Origin of the sequence: Streptomyces sp. enrichment culture (assembly GCF_964273255.1) — a bacterium.
Taxonomy (GTDB): domain Bacteria; phylum Actinomycetota; class Actinomycetes; order Streptomycetales; family Streptomycetaceae; genus Streptomyces.
Genome location: NZ_OZ186835.1, coordinates 2080877 through 2093829, shown reverse-complemented (window position 1 = coordinate 2093829; position 12953 = coordinate 2080877). Strand labels below are relative to the sequence as shown.

The window sequence follows — 12953 nt, the reverse complement described above, 5'->3', positions numbered from 1 at the left end:
TCCTAGGGGTTCGGCGGACGACGCTGTCCGCCGGCGGTACAGGGGGTGCGAGTGGGGGTGCGTGTACGACGCGGGGCATCGCGCCCACCGGTTCCAGTGTGCGCGATGCCCCGGACGTTCGTACGAATCAAAGGGTACGAAATTACTTCAGACCGGGGTACAGCGGATGCTTCGCCGCGAGGGCCGTCACCCGGGCCCGCAGCGCCTCGGCGTCGTACTCCGGCTTGAGCGTCTCGGCGATCACGTCCGCGACCTCGGCGAAGTCCTCGGCGGTGAAGCCGCGGGTGGCCAGGGCGGGCGTGCCGATGCGCAGGCCGGAGGTGACCATCGGCGGACGCGGGTCGTTCGGGATCGCGTTGCGGTTGACGGTGATCCCGACCTCGTGCAGCCGGTCCTCGGCCTGCTGGCCGTCGAGCTGGGAGGCGCGCAGGTCGACCAGGACCAGGTGCACGTCCGTGCCGCCGGACAGCACGTCCACGCCGACGGCCCGGACGTCGTCCTTCACCAGGCGCTCGGCCAGGATCCGGGCGCCCTCCAGGGTGCGGCGCTGGCGGTCCTTGAACTCCTCGGAGGCGGCGACCTTGAACGCGACCGCCTTCGCGGCGACCACGTGCTCCAGCGGACCGCCCTGCTGGCCGGGGAAGACCGCGGAGTTGATCTTCTTGGCCAGCTCGGCCGTGCTGAGGATCACACCGCCGCGGGGGCCGCCGAGGGTCTTGTGGGTCGTGGTGGTGACGACGTGGGCGTGCGGCACCGGGTTGGGGTGCAGGCCCGCCGCGACCAGACCGGCGAAGTGCGCCATGTCGACCATGAGGTAGGCGCCGACCTCGTCCGCGATCCGGCGGAACGCGGCGAAGTCCAGCTGCCGCGGGTAGGCCGACCAGCCCGCCACGATCAGCTTCGGCTTCTTCTCCTTGGCCAGGCGCTCGACCTCGGACATGTCGACGGTCCCGGTGTCGTCCACGTGGTAGGCGACCACGTCGTACAGCTTGCCGGAGAAGTTGATCTTCATGCCGTGGGTCAGGTGACCGCCGTGCGCCAGGTTCAGGCCCATGATCGTGTCACCGGGCTTGAGCAGCGCGAACATCGCGGCGGCGTTGGCCTGCGCGCCCGAGTGCGGCTGCACGTTGGCGTGCTCGGCGCCGAAGAGCTCCTTGACCCGGTCGATCGCGATCTGCTCGATCACGTCGACGTGCTCGCAGCCGCCGTAGTAGCGGCGGCCGGGGTAGCCCTCGGCGTACTTGTTGGTCAGGACGGTGCCCTGCGCCTCCATGACCGCGACCGGGGCGAAGTTCTCCGAGGCGATCATCTCGAGGGTGGACTGCTGCCGGTGCAGCTCCGCGTCGACGGCGGCCGCGACGGCCGGGTCGAGCTCGTGCAGGGGCGTGTTCAGAAGCGACATTGCGGCGACGACTCCTCAGCCCGCGATGTGGGCGTCGTACTCGGCGGCGGTCAGCAGGTCCGACGGCTCGTCGGTGATGCGCACCTTGAACAGCCAACCGCCCTCGAAGGGAGCCGAGTTCACCAGCGACGGGTCGTTCACCACGTCCTCGTTGACCGCGGTGACCTCGCCGGTGACCGGGCAGTAGAGGTCGCTGACCGACTTGGTCGACTCCAGCTCGCCGCAGGTCTCGCCCGCGGTCACCGTGTCACCGACCTCGGGGAGCTGGACGAAGACCACGTCGCCGAGCGCGTTCGCCGCGTGCTCCGTGATGCCGATCGTCGACACGCCGTCCTCGGCGTCCGACAGCCACTCGTGTTCCTTGCTGTACCGCAGGTTCTGGGGGTTGCTCATGGCCTGGATTCTCCTGTACGCGGGGGACTGCTGATGGGGGAGGGACAGCGGCGGACGCCCGTGGACGGCGGCGCGACGGCACCGGTCCGCACGCGCGGACGGCTGTCCGGAAACGCTACGACGGTGTCACTTCTGACGCTTGTAGAACGGCAGCGCCACGACCTCGTACGGCTCCTGACGGCCGCGGATGTCGACGGCGACCCCCGCCGTGCCGGGGGCCGCGTGGGCCGGGTCGACGTAGGCCATCGCGATGGGCTTGCCCAGCGTCGGCGACGGCGCGCCGGAGGTGACCTCGCCGATCACCTCGTCGCCCTTGACGACCGGGTACCCGGCGCGCGGGACCCGGCGGCCCTCGGCGACCAGGCCGACCAGCACGCGGGGCGGGTTCTGCTCGGCGCGCGCGGCGGCCTCGGTGAGGGCGGCGCGGCCCACGAAGTCGCCCTCCTTCTCGAACTTCACCACCCGGCCGAACCCGGCGTCGAACGGCGTCAGCGAGCTGCTCAGCTCGTTGCCGTACAGCGGCATGCCCGCCTCCAGGCGCAGCGTGTCCCGGCAGGACAGCCCGCACGGCACCAGGCCGACGCCCTCGCCGGCCTTGGTCAGCGCCTGCCACAGCTCGACCGCGTGCTCCGGCTTCACGAACAGCTCGAAGCCGTCCTCGCCGGTGTAGCCGGTACGGGCGATCAGCGCGGGCAGACCCGCCACGGTGCCGGGCAGCCCGGAGTAGTACTTCAGGCCGTCCAGGTCGGCGTCGGTGAGGGAGGCGAGGACGGCGACGGACTCGGGCCCCTGCACGGCGAGCAGCGCGTAGGCGTCACGGTCGTCGCGCACCTCGGCGTCGAACCCGGCCGACCGCTCCAGCAGCGCGTCGAGCACCGTCTGCGCGTTGGAGGCGTTGGCGACGACCAGGTACTCCGACTCGCCGAGCCGGTAGACGATCAGGTCGTCCAGGATGCCGCCGTCCTCGGCGCAGATCATCGTGTACCGGGCCCGGCCCTGCTTGACCGTGCCGATGTTGCCGACCAGCGCGTGGTCGAGGAGCGCGAGCGCCTGCGGCCCGCTGACGGTGATCTCGCCCATGTGGGAGAGGTCGAACAGGCCCGCCCTGGTGCGGACGGCGATGTGCTCGTCGCGCTCCGAGCCGTAGCGCAGCGGCATGTCCCAGCCGGCGAAGTCGGTCATCGTCGCGCCGAGCGCGCGATGCACGGCATCCAGCGCGGTACGGCGGAGTTCGGAACTGCTCATCGGTAGGTCTCCCAGTGGCGATGGGGTCCCCCGCGCCGGTGTGGCCGCTCGAGCGGATCGAGAGCCCGGGGCCGCAGGACGGCGTGGGGAAGGCGAGGACGATCCTCCCCATCTGTCATCGGAACCTGAGAGGTTCGCCATGACCGCCCGCGAGGGGGCGGCGTACGGCTTGCACCTTGGGTGGAGCCACCGGAGCAGTGTCGCGACGGCCCGCTTTTCAGATGTGCCTCGCCCGCGCGGTAACGGTGCCTGAGAGATTCAAGGGAGGAACTTGCTCCTTCGGCGCCCCGGCGTGCCACAAGTGGCCGGGGACTCTCCCGCGCGGATTCAAACGGCCGGTATGCAGTTGGCGGGCTCATCATTGCACGCATTCCCGGGGCGCGGCAGGGGGACCCTTCACAGGGGACGCGCAGGGTGCGCGTCCGGTCACAACGGGCTGTCACCGGCCTGTTGCGGGAAACGGACGGAATCGAGTGACGCCCGGCATTACCTTCTCTTTACAGTCAGCGCGGCACGGGACTTCCGCACCCGGCCCAGGGGAGGACTCACGGTGAACAGGACCACGGTGCACGCCGGCCCGGCGGGCGCCGCCCCGCCCGGACAGCCGGCCGCCCCGGCCGGGGTGCCCGCACAGGCCGGCGCCCCCTCCGTCGCCGCCACCGCCCCCGGGTGCGCGGCCCCGGGAGCCCCGACCGGCGGATCCCTCCCGGCGCCCGCGGTCCGCGACCTGCGCGGGCTCGCCGGGAGCGGGCCGCACGCGCTGCTGTTCGGCCCGCGGGACGTCGTCGTGGTCACCGGGCTGCCCGGCAGCGGCAAGTCCACGCTGATGCGGCGCACCGTGCGCGGCACCCGTGTCGACTCCCAGGACACCCGGGACCGCTGGGACGCCCGCATGCCCGGCTTCCTGCCGTACGCCGTGTACCGGCCCCTGGTCCGCCTGGACCACTACGCCGGCCTGCGCCGCGCGCTGCGCGGCGGCGGGGGCGTCGTCGTGCACGACTGCGGCACCCAGGCGTGGGTGCGCCGCTGGCTGGCCCGTGAGGCGCGCCGCCGGGGAGCGGCCCTGCGCCTGCTGCTCCTCGACGTCACCCCCGAGGAGGCCCTGGACGGCCAGCGCGCCCGCGGGCGCGGCGTCTCGCGGTACGCCTTCCTGCGCCACCGCGCGGCCGTGGGCCGGCTGCTGCGCGCGGTGGAGCGGGGGGAGGGGCCCGCCGGCTGCGGTTCGGCGGTCCTCCTCGACCGGGACGCCACGGACACGCTGCACCGGATCGGCTTCACCGGCTGACGGGCCGGGCGGGCCGGGCGCCGGGTCGTGCGGGGAGCCGGACCGTCAGCCGCGTCGCGGCCGGCAGGCGTCCGGTCCCGTCCCGGCGCACCACCGTCCGCACCGGCTCCCCGCACGGCCGGACACCGGCCGTGCGGCAGCGGTTAGCCTTTTCGCCACAGCAGTGGTTCCAGGCAGGCGGTAGGCACATGGACTTCCCGGCGGGCTTCTCCGCGGACTTCCCGGCGCAGGCACATCCCCATCCGCACGGTGGATGGCCCGGCAACGAACTGGAGGAGGTGCTCTCCGCCTCCCTCGGCGTCCCCTCGGCCGGCGGCCGGATCGTCGAGGTCCTCGGCCGCAGCTTCGTCTGGGTGCCCCTGCCGAACGGCGGCGGGCCCGACAGCGGCTCCCTCGACCTGCCCACGATGGAGCTCGACGGGCAGGTGTACGTCCCGGTCTTCAGCTCCGAGGAGCAGTTCCGCCAGGTCGCCGGCTCGCACCTGTCGTTCACCGTCGCGCCCGCGGTGGAGTTCGCCCGCGGTCTGCCCCCGCAGGCGGGCATCGCCGTCAACCCGGGCGGTGTCGTCGGCATCCCGCTGCCGCCCGAGGCCGTGGCGGACCTGTGCCGGGCCGGGCGCACCGAACTCGACGGCACCGGGACCGGCGGCCGGGTGCGGCTGTTCGAACCCGACTGGCAGGACGACCCCGTCGACTTCCTCGCGGCGGCCGGCGCCGAGTTCGAGGCCCTCGGCGTGGTCCGCACCGCCCGCCGGTGCCTGGCCGCGGTCGAGACCGCGGACCCGGTGCTGTTCATCGGCATCGAGCTGACCCGGTGGGACGAGGACCCGCACACCCTGCCGACGGACGCGCTGGGCCGCGCCCTGGGCCGGGCGCCGGTGCGGTGGCCGGTCAACGTCGTCCTGCTGGACATCGCCCAGGACCCCGTCGGCGACTGGATGCGCGACCGGGTGCGGCCCTTCTACCAGCAGCAGTAGCCCGGCCGGGGGCGTACCGGGGCGGGCGGACACCTTCCCTCGCCCCGGGACCGGCGGCGGCGCGGGCGGCCGTACGGCCGCCCGGACCGGTACCGGTCCGGCCGGCGCGGGGCGGCTTAAGCTAGGTTCATTGGCTCGGGCGAGGCGTTGTACGGAGGGGCGATACAAAGTGAGCGCTGGCACCGCGGCGGCCGGGCAGGTCGAGCACATGCTGCGCCAGGTGACGCCCGGGCGTTACGACGCCTACGAGGCGTTGCTGCGCGCGCTCGCGACCCCCTCCTCCGGCCAGGTCTGGATGCTGCTGTGGCACGGCCAGGCCGGCTCGCCGGACGCCCAGTACGGGAACATGGACGTCGACGGCCTCGGCTACGCGCCCTGCGTCACCTCCGCGCAGGAGCTGTCGGCCAGCGGCTGGAACCGCTCCTACGAGGTGGTCGACGGGCTCGACGTGGCCCGTGCCCTGTACCCCGACCGCTACGGTCTCTGGCTCAACCCGCACGCCCCCGGCGGCGGCGTCGGCATCCCCTGGCTGGACCTGCGCCGCATCGCCACCGGCCTCGACCGGCAGCCGGCCGGACCGCTGCGGCTGTCCGAACCGGCCATCGAGATCCCGCAGTTCTACGCCCTGCTCGCGCAGAACGCACACCGCACCCCGGCCGTCCGCGCGCTGCGCCGCGCCTGGGTACAGCCCGCGCTGGGGGCGCCGTACCTGGCCATCGGGCTCGACGTGTACGACGTGTCGCCGCCGTCGGTGGACGCGGTGCGCGGCATGATGCAGCAGTCGCTCGGCGCCGTCCCGGACGGCCTGCCGGTGTCCACGGTGGCGATGTCCGACGAGCACGACCCGGTCGCCATGTGGCTGCGCGTCAACGCCCGTCCGTTCTACGACCGGGAGGCCCACGCCCCCGCCGCCGCCCCGGCCCCCGCGGCCGGTTACGGCCACCCGCCCGCGCAGCGGCACTGACCGGGCCGGATCCGCGGCGCGCACCCGTCGGCGGACGGCTCCGGCGCCCCTGCGAGCCGACCGGAGCGTCCAGGATGCGGACCGGCGGCCGTGGACGGAACTCCACGACGCCCGGACGCCTGAATTCCCGTCGGACGGTCTGGACCTCATACGAGGCGGCGGGTCGAGCTACCGCCGGTCACCCATCCATCACCTGCGGTTTCGCGTCGAGCGCGGCACACGCCCAGCCGGACGGAGGGTGCTTGACGGCGGGTCCGGAGGGTCCGCGGCGGGCGGTCCCGGCAACGGGCGCCTGATGCGTCCCTTATGTCAAGTGTTCAGATCTCAGGTAGGTATCACCGCTATCCGGACTGTTCCTGACTCCCTGCGAACGTGAGTAGTGTTCGGGCGGTCATCTTGCATCCACATAGCGGACCCGGAGTGGCCCCATATGCGCATATCCAAGTCCCGAGCCGCTCGGGTGATCACGGCCGCGGTCGCGGTCGGTCTGATCGCCACGGGCTGCTCCAGCGACCGGGACAGTGACAACGAAGGCAGTGGCGACAAGGACACCTTCGTCTTCGCCGGCGCCGGTGATCCGGGTTCCCTGGACCCTGCCCTGGCCAGTGACGGTGAAACCTTCCGCGTGACCCGGCAGGCCTTCGAGGCCCTGCTGGAGCACGAGTCCGGCGGCAGCGAGCTGGTCGGCGGTCTCGCCGAGAAGTGGTCCAGCAACGACGAGGGCACCGTCTGGACCTTCGACCTCCGCAAGAACGTGAAGTTCCACGACGGCGAGGAGTTCAACGCCGCCGCGGTGTGCGCCAACTACGACCACTGGTTCAACTGGACGGGCACGTACCAGTCGAGCGCGGTCTCCTACTACTGGCAGACCATCATGGGCGGGTTCGCGAAGAACGAGGACCCGGAGACGCCCGAGGCGAACTACAAGTCCTGCACCGCCAAGGACGAGCACACCGCCGTCATCGAGGTCAAGAAGCCCTCCGCCAACCTCCCCGGCGGCTTCTCCCTCAACGCCCTCGCGATCCACTCGCCGAAGGCCATCGAGGCGTACAAGAAGCAGGACGCCTCCGCCAAGGGCGACGCCATCACGTACCCCAAGTACAGCCAGGAGGCCGGCACGGTCGCCGGTACCGGCCCGTACAAGATCACGAAGTGGAACAAGGGGAACAAGGAAGTCTCCCTGGAGCGCTTCGACGACTACTGGGGCGAGAAGGCGAAGATCAAGAACCTGGTCTTCCGCACCATCTCCGACGAGCAGACGCGCCGTCAGGCCCTGGAGGCCGGTGACATCGACGGCTACGACCTGGTCGCCCCGGCCGACGTCAAGACCCTCGAGGACAAGGGCTTCGTCGTCCCGACCCGTGGCGTCTTCAACATCTTCTACGTGGGCATGAGCCAGTCGGCGAACCCGGCCCTCAAGAAGAAGGAGGTCCGCCAGGCGATCGCGCAGTCGATCGACAAGGAGAACCTGGTCAAGACCCAGCTGCCCGAGGGCGGCAAGGTGGCCGACCAGTTCATGCCGGACACCGTCGAGGGCTACTCCAAGAACGTCAAGCAGTACCCGTTCGACGTCGACGCGGCGAAGAACCTCCTCAAGAAGGCCGGTGAGGAGAAGCTCGAGATCGAGTTCTGCTACCCGACCGAGGTCACCCGCCCGTACATGCCTGCCCCGCAGGACCTGTTCGAGCTGATGAAGGCCGACCTGGAGAAGGCCGGCATCACCGTCAAGCCGAAGGCCATGAAGTGGGCCCCGGACTACCTGGACGCCACCGAGGCCGGCTCCTGCGCCCTGCACATGCTGGGCTGGACCGGTGACTTCAACGACGGCTACAACTTCATCGGCACCTGGTTCGCCGGGTTCGACAAGCAGTGGGGCTTCAAGGACAAGAAGGTCTTCGACGCCGTGAACGCCGGCTCGAAGCTGGGCAACCACGAGGAGCGCGTGGCCGCGTACACCAAGGCCAACGAGGTCATCATGGACTACCTGCCGGGCGTCCCGGTCTCGTCGTCCCCGCCGGCCATCGCCTTCGCCAAGAACGTGAACCCGCCGAACGTCTCCCCGCTGACGCAGGAAGTGTTCGCCGAGGCGTCCTTCAAGTAGGCGCACGCGGTGTGAAGCACCAACGGGGGGTGTCCGCCCGGCCGTCGCAACTCGGCGGCCGGGCGGTTCCGTTCAGTAACACATCACGCTAGAAAGGGGCATGCGGGGTGCTGCGTCTCGTCGTACGAAGACTGCTCCAGCTCATACCCACGCTGCTCGGCCTGTCGGTACTGCTCTTCCTCTGGCTCGACCGGCTGCCCGGTGGACCCGCCTCAGCGATCCTGGGGGAGAAGGCCACCGAGGCCGAAGTGGCGCGCATCAACCGTGCGCTCGGGCTGGACCAGCCCGTCCACGTCCAGTACTGGCGCTTCCTCAAGCGCATCTTCGAGCTCGACCTGGGCACCTCCACCCAGACCGGCCAGCCGGTGTGGGAGGAGTTCACGCTGCGGTTCCCGGCGACCGTGGAACTCAGCATCGCCGCGATCCTCATCGCCGTGCTCGTCGGCATCCCGCTCGGCTACCTCGCGGCGAAGCGCCGTGGCGGCTGGATCGACGTCGCCTCGGTCTCCACGTCGCTCGTCGGCATCTGCATCCCGGTGTTCTTCCTGGCGATCCTGCTCAGGTCCGTCTTCTCCGTGCAGCTGGGCCTGTTCCCGAGCTCCGGACGGCTCACCACCGGCATCAACGCGACCGAGGTCACCGGCTTCGCGGTCCTCGACGGCCTGCTGACCGGCGAGTTCGACGCGAGCTGGGACGCCATCTGGCACCTGATCCTGCCCGCGGTCGCCCTGGCCTCCATCCCCCTCGCCGTGATCGTGCGCATGACCCGGGCGAGCGTGCTGGAGGTGCTCGGTGAGGACTACGTGCGCACCGCCGAGTCCAAGGGACTGGAGAAGCGCGTGGTGCGCGGCCGCCACGTGCTGCGCAACGCGCTGCTGCCCGTGATCACGGCGGTCGGCCTGCTGACCGGCAGTCTCCTGTCCGGTGCGGTGCTCACCGAGTCGGTCTTCGACTTCGGCGGCATCGGCTCGTTCATCCGCACGGCGATCGACGGCCGTGACTACCCCGTGCTCGTCGGGTTCATTCTCTTCATCGCGATGGTCTACGTCCTCATCAACCTCCTCGTCGACATCGCGTACAGCCTTATCGACCCGAGAGTGCGGGTGCACTGACGTGACGACCGTGACCAAGAAGGCCGACAAGATCGACCGGCTCGCGGAGCTGATGACGACCAACGAGGTCACCAGCGGCGCCAGCCTGTGGCGCGAGGCGATGCGGCGGCTGCGGGCCAGCAAGATGGCCGCCATCGGCGCGGTGATCATCTCCCTGTTCGTCGTCCTCGCGATCGTCGGACCGTGGGTCGCCCCCCACGCGCCCACCGCCCAGACCTGGCGCGGCGACGTCTTCCCCAACCGCGGCGAGTTCGTCGGCATGCGCGGCGAGAACTGGTTCGGCCTGGACCACCTCGGCCGGGACCTGTTCAGCCGGTGGCTCGTCGGAGCCCGTCAGACCCTGCTCGTCGGTGTCGTGTCGATGCTCATCGGCCTCGTCGTGGGTGCCGCCATCGGCATCTGCTCGGGCGCCGCTGCGACCCTCGGCGGACGCGCCGGACAGCGGATCGACACCGTGATCATGCGGTTCACCGACATCATGCTGTCGCTGCCCTCGCTGCTGCTGGCCGTCTCCATCGCCGCCGTGATGGGACAGTCGCTGACCACCGTGATGATCGCCGTCGGTGTCGTGCAGATCCCCATCTTCGCGCGGCTGCTGCGCGGCTCGATGCTGGTGCAGGGCGGCTCGGACTACGTGCTCGCGGCCAAGTCCCTCGGCCTGCGCAAGAAGCGGATCGTCCTCACCCAGATCCTGCCCAACTCGCTCAGCCCGGTCATCGTCCAGGCGACGCTGTCCCTGGCCACCGCGATCATCGAGGCGGCGGCCCTGTCCTACCTCGGCCTCGGCAACCCGGACCCCGCCATCCCGGAATGGGGGGTCATGCTCGCCCAGGCCCAGCGCTTCTTCGACAACGAGCCGATGATGGCGGTCTACCCCGCGCTCGGGATCATCATCACCGCTCTCGGCTTCACCCTGCTCGGCGAGGCCATGCGCGAAGCGCTCGACCCGAAACTGCGAGGCTGAACTCCCATGGCTCTACTCTCAGTCGACGAACTCAGCGTCACCTTCACGGCCAAGGGCCGCAAGGACTCGATCGCGGTCGACGGTGTCTCCTTCGACGTCGACGAAGGCCAGGTTGTGGGTCTCGTCGGCGAGTCCGGCTGCGGCAAGTCCGTGACCTCGCTCGCCCTGATGGGACTCCTGCCCGCCAAGGGCGTGCGGGTGGGCGGCCGGGCCGTCTTCGACGGCCGGGACCTGCTGACCATGTCCGCGCAGGAACGCCGGGACATCCGCGGCAGCCAGCTCGCGATGATCTTCCAGGATCCGCTGTCCTCGTTGAACCCGGTCGTCCCCATCGGCGTCCAGATCACCGAGATCCTCCAGCGCCACCGCGGCCTGAAGGGGGAGGCCGCCCGCAAGGAGGCCGCCCACCTGCTGGACCGGGTCGGCATCCCCGACCCCACCCGGCGGATCAAGGAGTTCCCGCACCAGCTCTCCGGCGGCATGCGGCAGCGCGCGCTGATCGCGATGGCCGTGGCATGCGCGCCCCGGATGCTCATCGCGGACGAGCCGACCACCGCCCTCGACGTCACCATCCAGGCCCAGATCCTGGAACTGCTCAAGGAACTGGTCGACCAGGAGGGCACCGCCCTGCTGATGATCACCCACGACCTCGGCGTGGTGGCCGGCCTCTGCGACCAGGTCAACGTGCTCTACGCGGGCCGGGCCGTCGAATCGGCCGGGCGGCGGGACCTGTTCACCCACCCGACCCACCCGTACGCCCACGGGCTGCTCGGCTCCATCCCCCGGCTCGACGCGCCGCGCGGGGAACCGCTCCACCCCATCCGCGGTTCCATCAACGACCGGATCGCCTGGACCGACGGCTGCGCCTTCGCGCCCCGCTGCGACCGGTACACCATGGAGTGCCTGACCGGCACGCCCGAACTGACCGAACCGCGTGCCGCCGGACACCAGGTCCGCTGCGTCAACCCGGTCCTTCCCACGTCCCCGGCGGAGGTCTCGGCATGAGCCTGCTCGAACTCTCGGACGTGAAGGTCCACTTCCCCGTCAAGAAGGGCGTGCTGTTCGACCGCACGGTCGGCCACGTCTACGCGGTCGACGGCGTGTCCCTGAAGGTCGAGGCCGGTCAGACCTACGGGCTCGTCGGCGAGTCCGGCTGCGGCAAGACGACGCTGGGCCGCGGGGTCCTGCGGCTGGTCGACATCACCGACGGCGAGGTCGTCTTCGACGGGACCGACCTGGCGAAGCTGCCGGACGAGGAGATGCGCCGGTACCGCCGGCGGCTCCAGATGGTCTTCCAGGACCCGCTGGGCAGCCTCAACCCGCGGCAGAACATCGAGTCGATCCTCAGCGAGGGCATGGCCGCCCACGGGATCGGGGCGAACCAGGCGGAGCGGCGGGAGCGGATCAAGGAGGTCCTGGCCAAGGTCGGCCTCCCGGTCAACGCGCTCTCCCGCTACCCGCACGAGTTCTCCGGCGGTCAGCGCCAGCGCATCGGCATCGCGCGGGCCCTGGTCCTGGAACCCGACGTGATCATCTGCGACGAGCCGGTCTCGGCGCTCGACGTGTCGGTGCAGGCCCAGGTGATCAACCTGCTGGAGGAGCTCCAGAAGTCGCTGGGACTGACCTACGTGGTCATCGCCCACGACCTGGCGGTGGTGCGGCACATCTCCGACGTCATCGGGGTCATGTACCTCGGCTCCCTGGTGGAGGAGGCGCCCAGCGACGCCCTGTACGCCGCGCCCAAGCACCCGTACACCAAGGCCCTGATGTCGGCGGTGCCGCTGCCCGACCCCGAGGCCGAGGACCGTCGCGAGCGGATCCTGCTCCAGGGCGACCTGCCGTCCCCCGCGAACCCGCCGTCGGGGTGCAGGTTCCACACCCGCTGCCCGTGGGCGCAGCCGACGTGCGCGACCGACCGTCCCGCACTCGTGGACGCGGGCGACGGGCACAAGGTGGCCTGCCACTTCGCCGCCGAGATCGAGTCGGGGGAGCTGCAGCCGACCCGGCCGACCGACATCGGCGCCGTCACGCGGACCGACGAGGCGGTGACGGAGCAGCCCGAGGAGGCCGTCGAGGCCCCCGCAGCCCTGCTGCCGGCCGACTCGACGACCAAGCCGGACCCCGGAGCGGTGAAGGAGAAGATGGCCGCCACGGCCGAGCCGACGGCCGACGCGATCGCCGAGGCCGAGGTGGCCGAGGCGGCCGAGGGAGCCGCGGACCCCGAGGCGTCCGACGGGGCCGCCGACGCCGAGGGGCCGAAGGACTCCGGGGCGTCCGTGGACAAGACCGGCTGACGGACCACGGGACAGCGACGCGGGGGAGCGCCGGGCGTTGAGCCCGGCGCTCCCCTTTGTTCGGGGTCGTCCCGGGGTCGTCCCGGGCCGGTCCGGGCGCCGGGCCGGCCCGCTCGGTCACGAGGAGCCGCGGCCCGGGCCGTCCGGCGACGGGCCGGGGACCCGGCACGGACGCGGCGCGGGTGCCGGGGACCCGTCACGGACCCGGCGCGGGTG

The 12953-nt window shown here is 71.3% G+C and carries 11 protein-coding genes and 2 riboswitches; of the genes, 8 read left to right on the top strand and 3 right to left on the bottom strand.

Annotated elements, in window-relative coordinates; genetic code table 11:
* Window positions 1-142 precede the first annotated feature (142 nt).
* The 3 genes from glyA to gcvT form a co-directional block, all read right to left on the bottom strand.
* Window positions 143-1402 (bottom strand): serine hydroxymethyltransferase, encoded by a 1260-nt coding sequence (gene glyA, locus ACSU53_RS08875; protein ID WP_437026198.1) that lies wholly within the window; start codon window positions 1400-1402, stop codon window positions 143-145.
* A 15-nt stretch (window positions 1403-1417) separates the two neighbouring features.
* Window positions 1418-1795 (bottom strand): glycine cleavage system protein GcvH, encoded by a 378-nt coding sequence (gene gcvH / locus ACSU53_RS08870; RefSeq protein ID WP_164332843.1) that lies wholly within the window; start codon window positions 1793-1795, stop codon window positions 1418-1420.
* A 126-nt stretch (window positions 1796-1921) separates the two neighbouring features.
* Window positions 1922-3040 carry a glycine cleavage system aminomethyltransferase GcvT gene (gene gcvT, locus ACSU53_RS08865; RefSeq protein WP_437026195.1) on the bottom strand — a complete coding sequence of 373 codons (1119 nt, stop codon included), beginning with the start codon at window positions 3038-3040 and terminating at the stop codon, window positions 1922-1924.
* Between the two features lie 102 nt (window positions 3041-3142).
* Window positions 3143-3267: riboswitch (glycine riboswitch) on the bottom strand.
* Window positions 3268-3370: riboswitch (glycine riboswitch) on the bottom strand.
* Between the two features lie 220 nt (window positions 3371-3590).
* Between gcvT and ACSU53_RS08860 the strand changes: the two genes are divergently transcribed.
* The 8 genes from ACSU53_RS08860 (at window position 3591) to ACSU53_RS08825 (ending at window position 12737) form a co-directional block, all read left to right on the top strand.
* Window positions 3591-4325 (top strand): AAA family ATPase, encoded by a 735-nt coding sequence (locus ACSU53_RS08860; RefSeq protein ID WP_437026193.1) that lies wholly within the window; start codon window positions 3591-3593, stop codon window positions 4323-4325.
* Between the two features lie 188 nt (window positions 4326-4513).
* Complete coding sequence (locus tag ACSU53_RS08855; RefSeq protein WP_437026191.1) at window positions 4514-5302, top strand: enhanced serine sensitivity protein SseB; 789 nt, start codon at window positions 4514-4516, stop codon at window positions 5300-5302.
* Window positions 5303-5510: 208 nt separating this feature from the next.
* On the top strand, window positions 5511-6266 hold the full coding sequence (locus ACSU53_RS08850) for an enhanced serine sensitivity protein SseB C-terminal domain-containing protein (protein ID WP_437033086.1): 756 nt from the start codon (window positions 5511-5513) through the stop codon (window positions 6264-6266).
* Between the two features lie 430 nt (window positions 6267-6696).
* Window positions 6697-8367, top strand: a complete 1671-nt coding sequence (locus tag ACSU53_RS08845) for an ABC transporter substrate-binding protein (RefSeq protein ID WP_437026189.1) — start codon at window positions 6697-6699, stop codon at window positions 8365-8367.
* A 107-nt stretch (window positions 8368-8474) separates the two neighbouring features.
* Window positions 8475-9479, top strand: coding sequence for an ABC transporter permease (locus ACSU53_RS08840; RefSeq protein ID WP_437026187.1), 1005 nt, complete (start codon window positions 8475-8477; stop codon window positions 9477-9479).
* 1 nt (window position 9480) lies between these two features.
* On the top strand, window positions 9481-10443 hold the full coding sequence (locus ACSU53_RS08835) for an ABC transporter permease (RefSeq protein WP_437026186.1): 963 nt from the start codon (window positions 9481-9483) through the stop codon (window positions 10441-10443).
* Window positions 10444-10449: 6 nt separating this feature from the next.
* Window positions 10450-11448 carry an ABC transporter ATP-binding protein gene (locus ACSU53_RS08830; protein ID WP_437026184.1) on the top strand — a complete coding sequence of 333 codons (999 nt, stop codon included), beginning with the start codon at window positions 10450-10452 and terminating at the stop codon, window positions 11446-11448.
* Complete coding sequence (locus ACSU53_RS08825) at window positions 11445-12737, top strand: ABC transporter ATP-binding protein (RefSeq protein WP_437026182.1); 1293 nt, start codon at window positions 11445-11447, stop codon at window positions 12735-12737. Before ACSU53_RS08830 ends, ACSU53_RS08825 begins: the two co-directional genes overlap by 4 nt.
* The last annotated feature ends 216 nt before the right edge of the window (window positions 12738-12953 follow it).

What these genes read in the sequence shown, in the direction of transcription:
- gcvT (WP_437026195.1), bottom strand. Translation starts at nt 3,040, where the DNA reads ATGAGCAGTTCCGAACTCCGCCGTACCGCGCTGGATGCCGTGCATCGC.
- glyA (WP_437026198.1), bottom strand. Translation starts at nt 1,402, where the DNA reads ATGTCGCTTCTGAACACGCCCCTGCACGAGCTCGACCCGGCCGTCGCG.
- ACSU53_RS08855 (WP_437026191.1), top strand. Translation starts at nt 4,514, where the DNA reads ATGGACTTCCCGGCGGGCTTCTCCGCGGACTTCCCGGCGCAGGCACAT.
- ACSU53_RS08845 (WP_437026189.1), top strand. Translation starts at nt 6,697, where the DNA reads ATGCGCATATCCAAGTCCCGAGCCGCTCGGGTGATCACGGCCGCGGTC.
- gcvH (WP_164332843.1), bottom strand. Translation starts at nt 1,795, where the DNA reads ATGAGCAACCCCCAGAACCTGCGGTACAGCAAGGAACACGAGTGGCTG.
- ACSU53_RS08830 (WP_437026184.1), top strand. Translation starts at nt 10,450, where the DNA reads ATGGCTCTACTCTCAGTCGACGAACTCAGCGTCACCTTCACGGCCAAG.
- ACSU53_RS08850 (WP_437033086.1), top strand. Translation starts at nt 5,511, where the DNA reads ATGCTGCGCCAGGTGACGCCCGGGCGTTACGACGCCTACGAGGCGTTG.
- ACSU53_RS08825 (WP_437026182.1), top strand. Translation starts at nt 11,445, where the DNA reads ATGAGCCTGCTCGAACTCTCGGACGTGAAGGTCCACTTCCCCGTCAAG.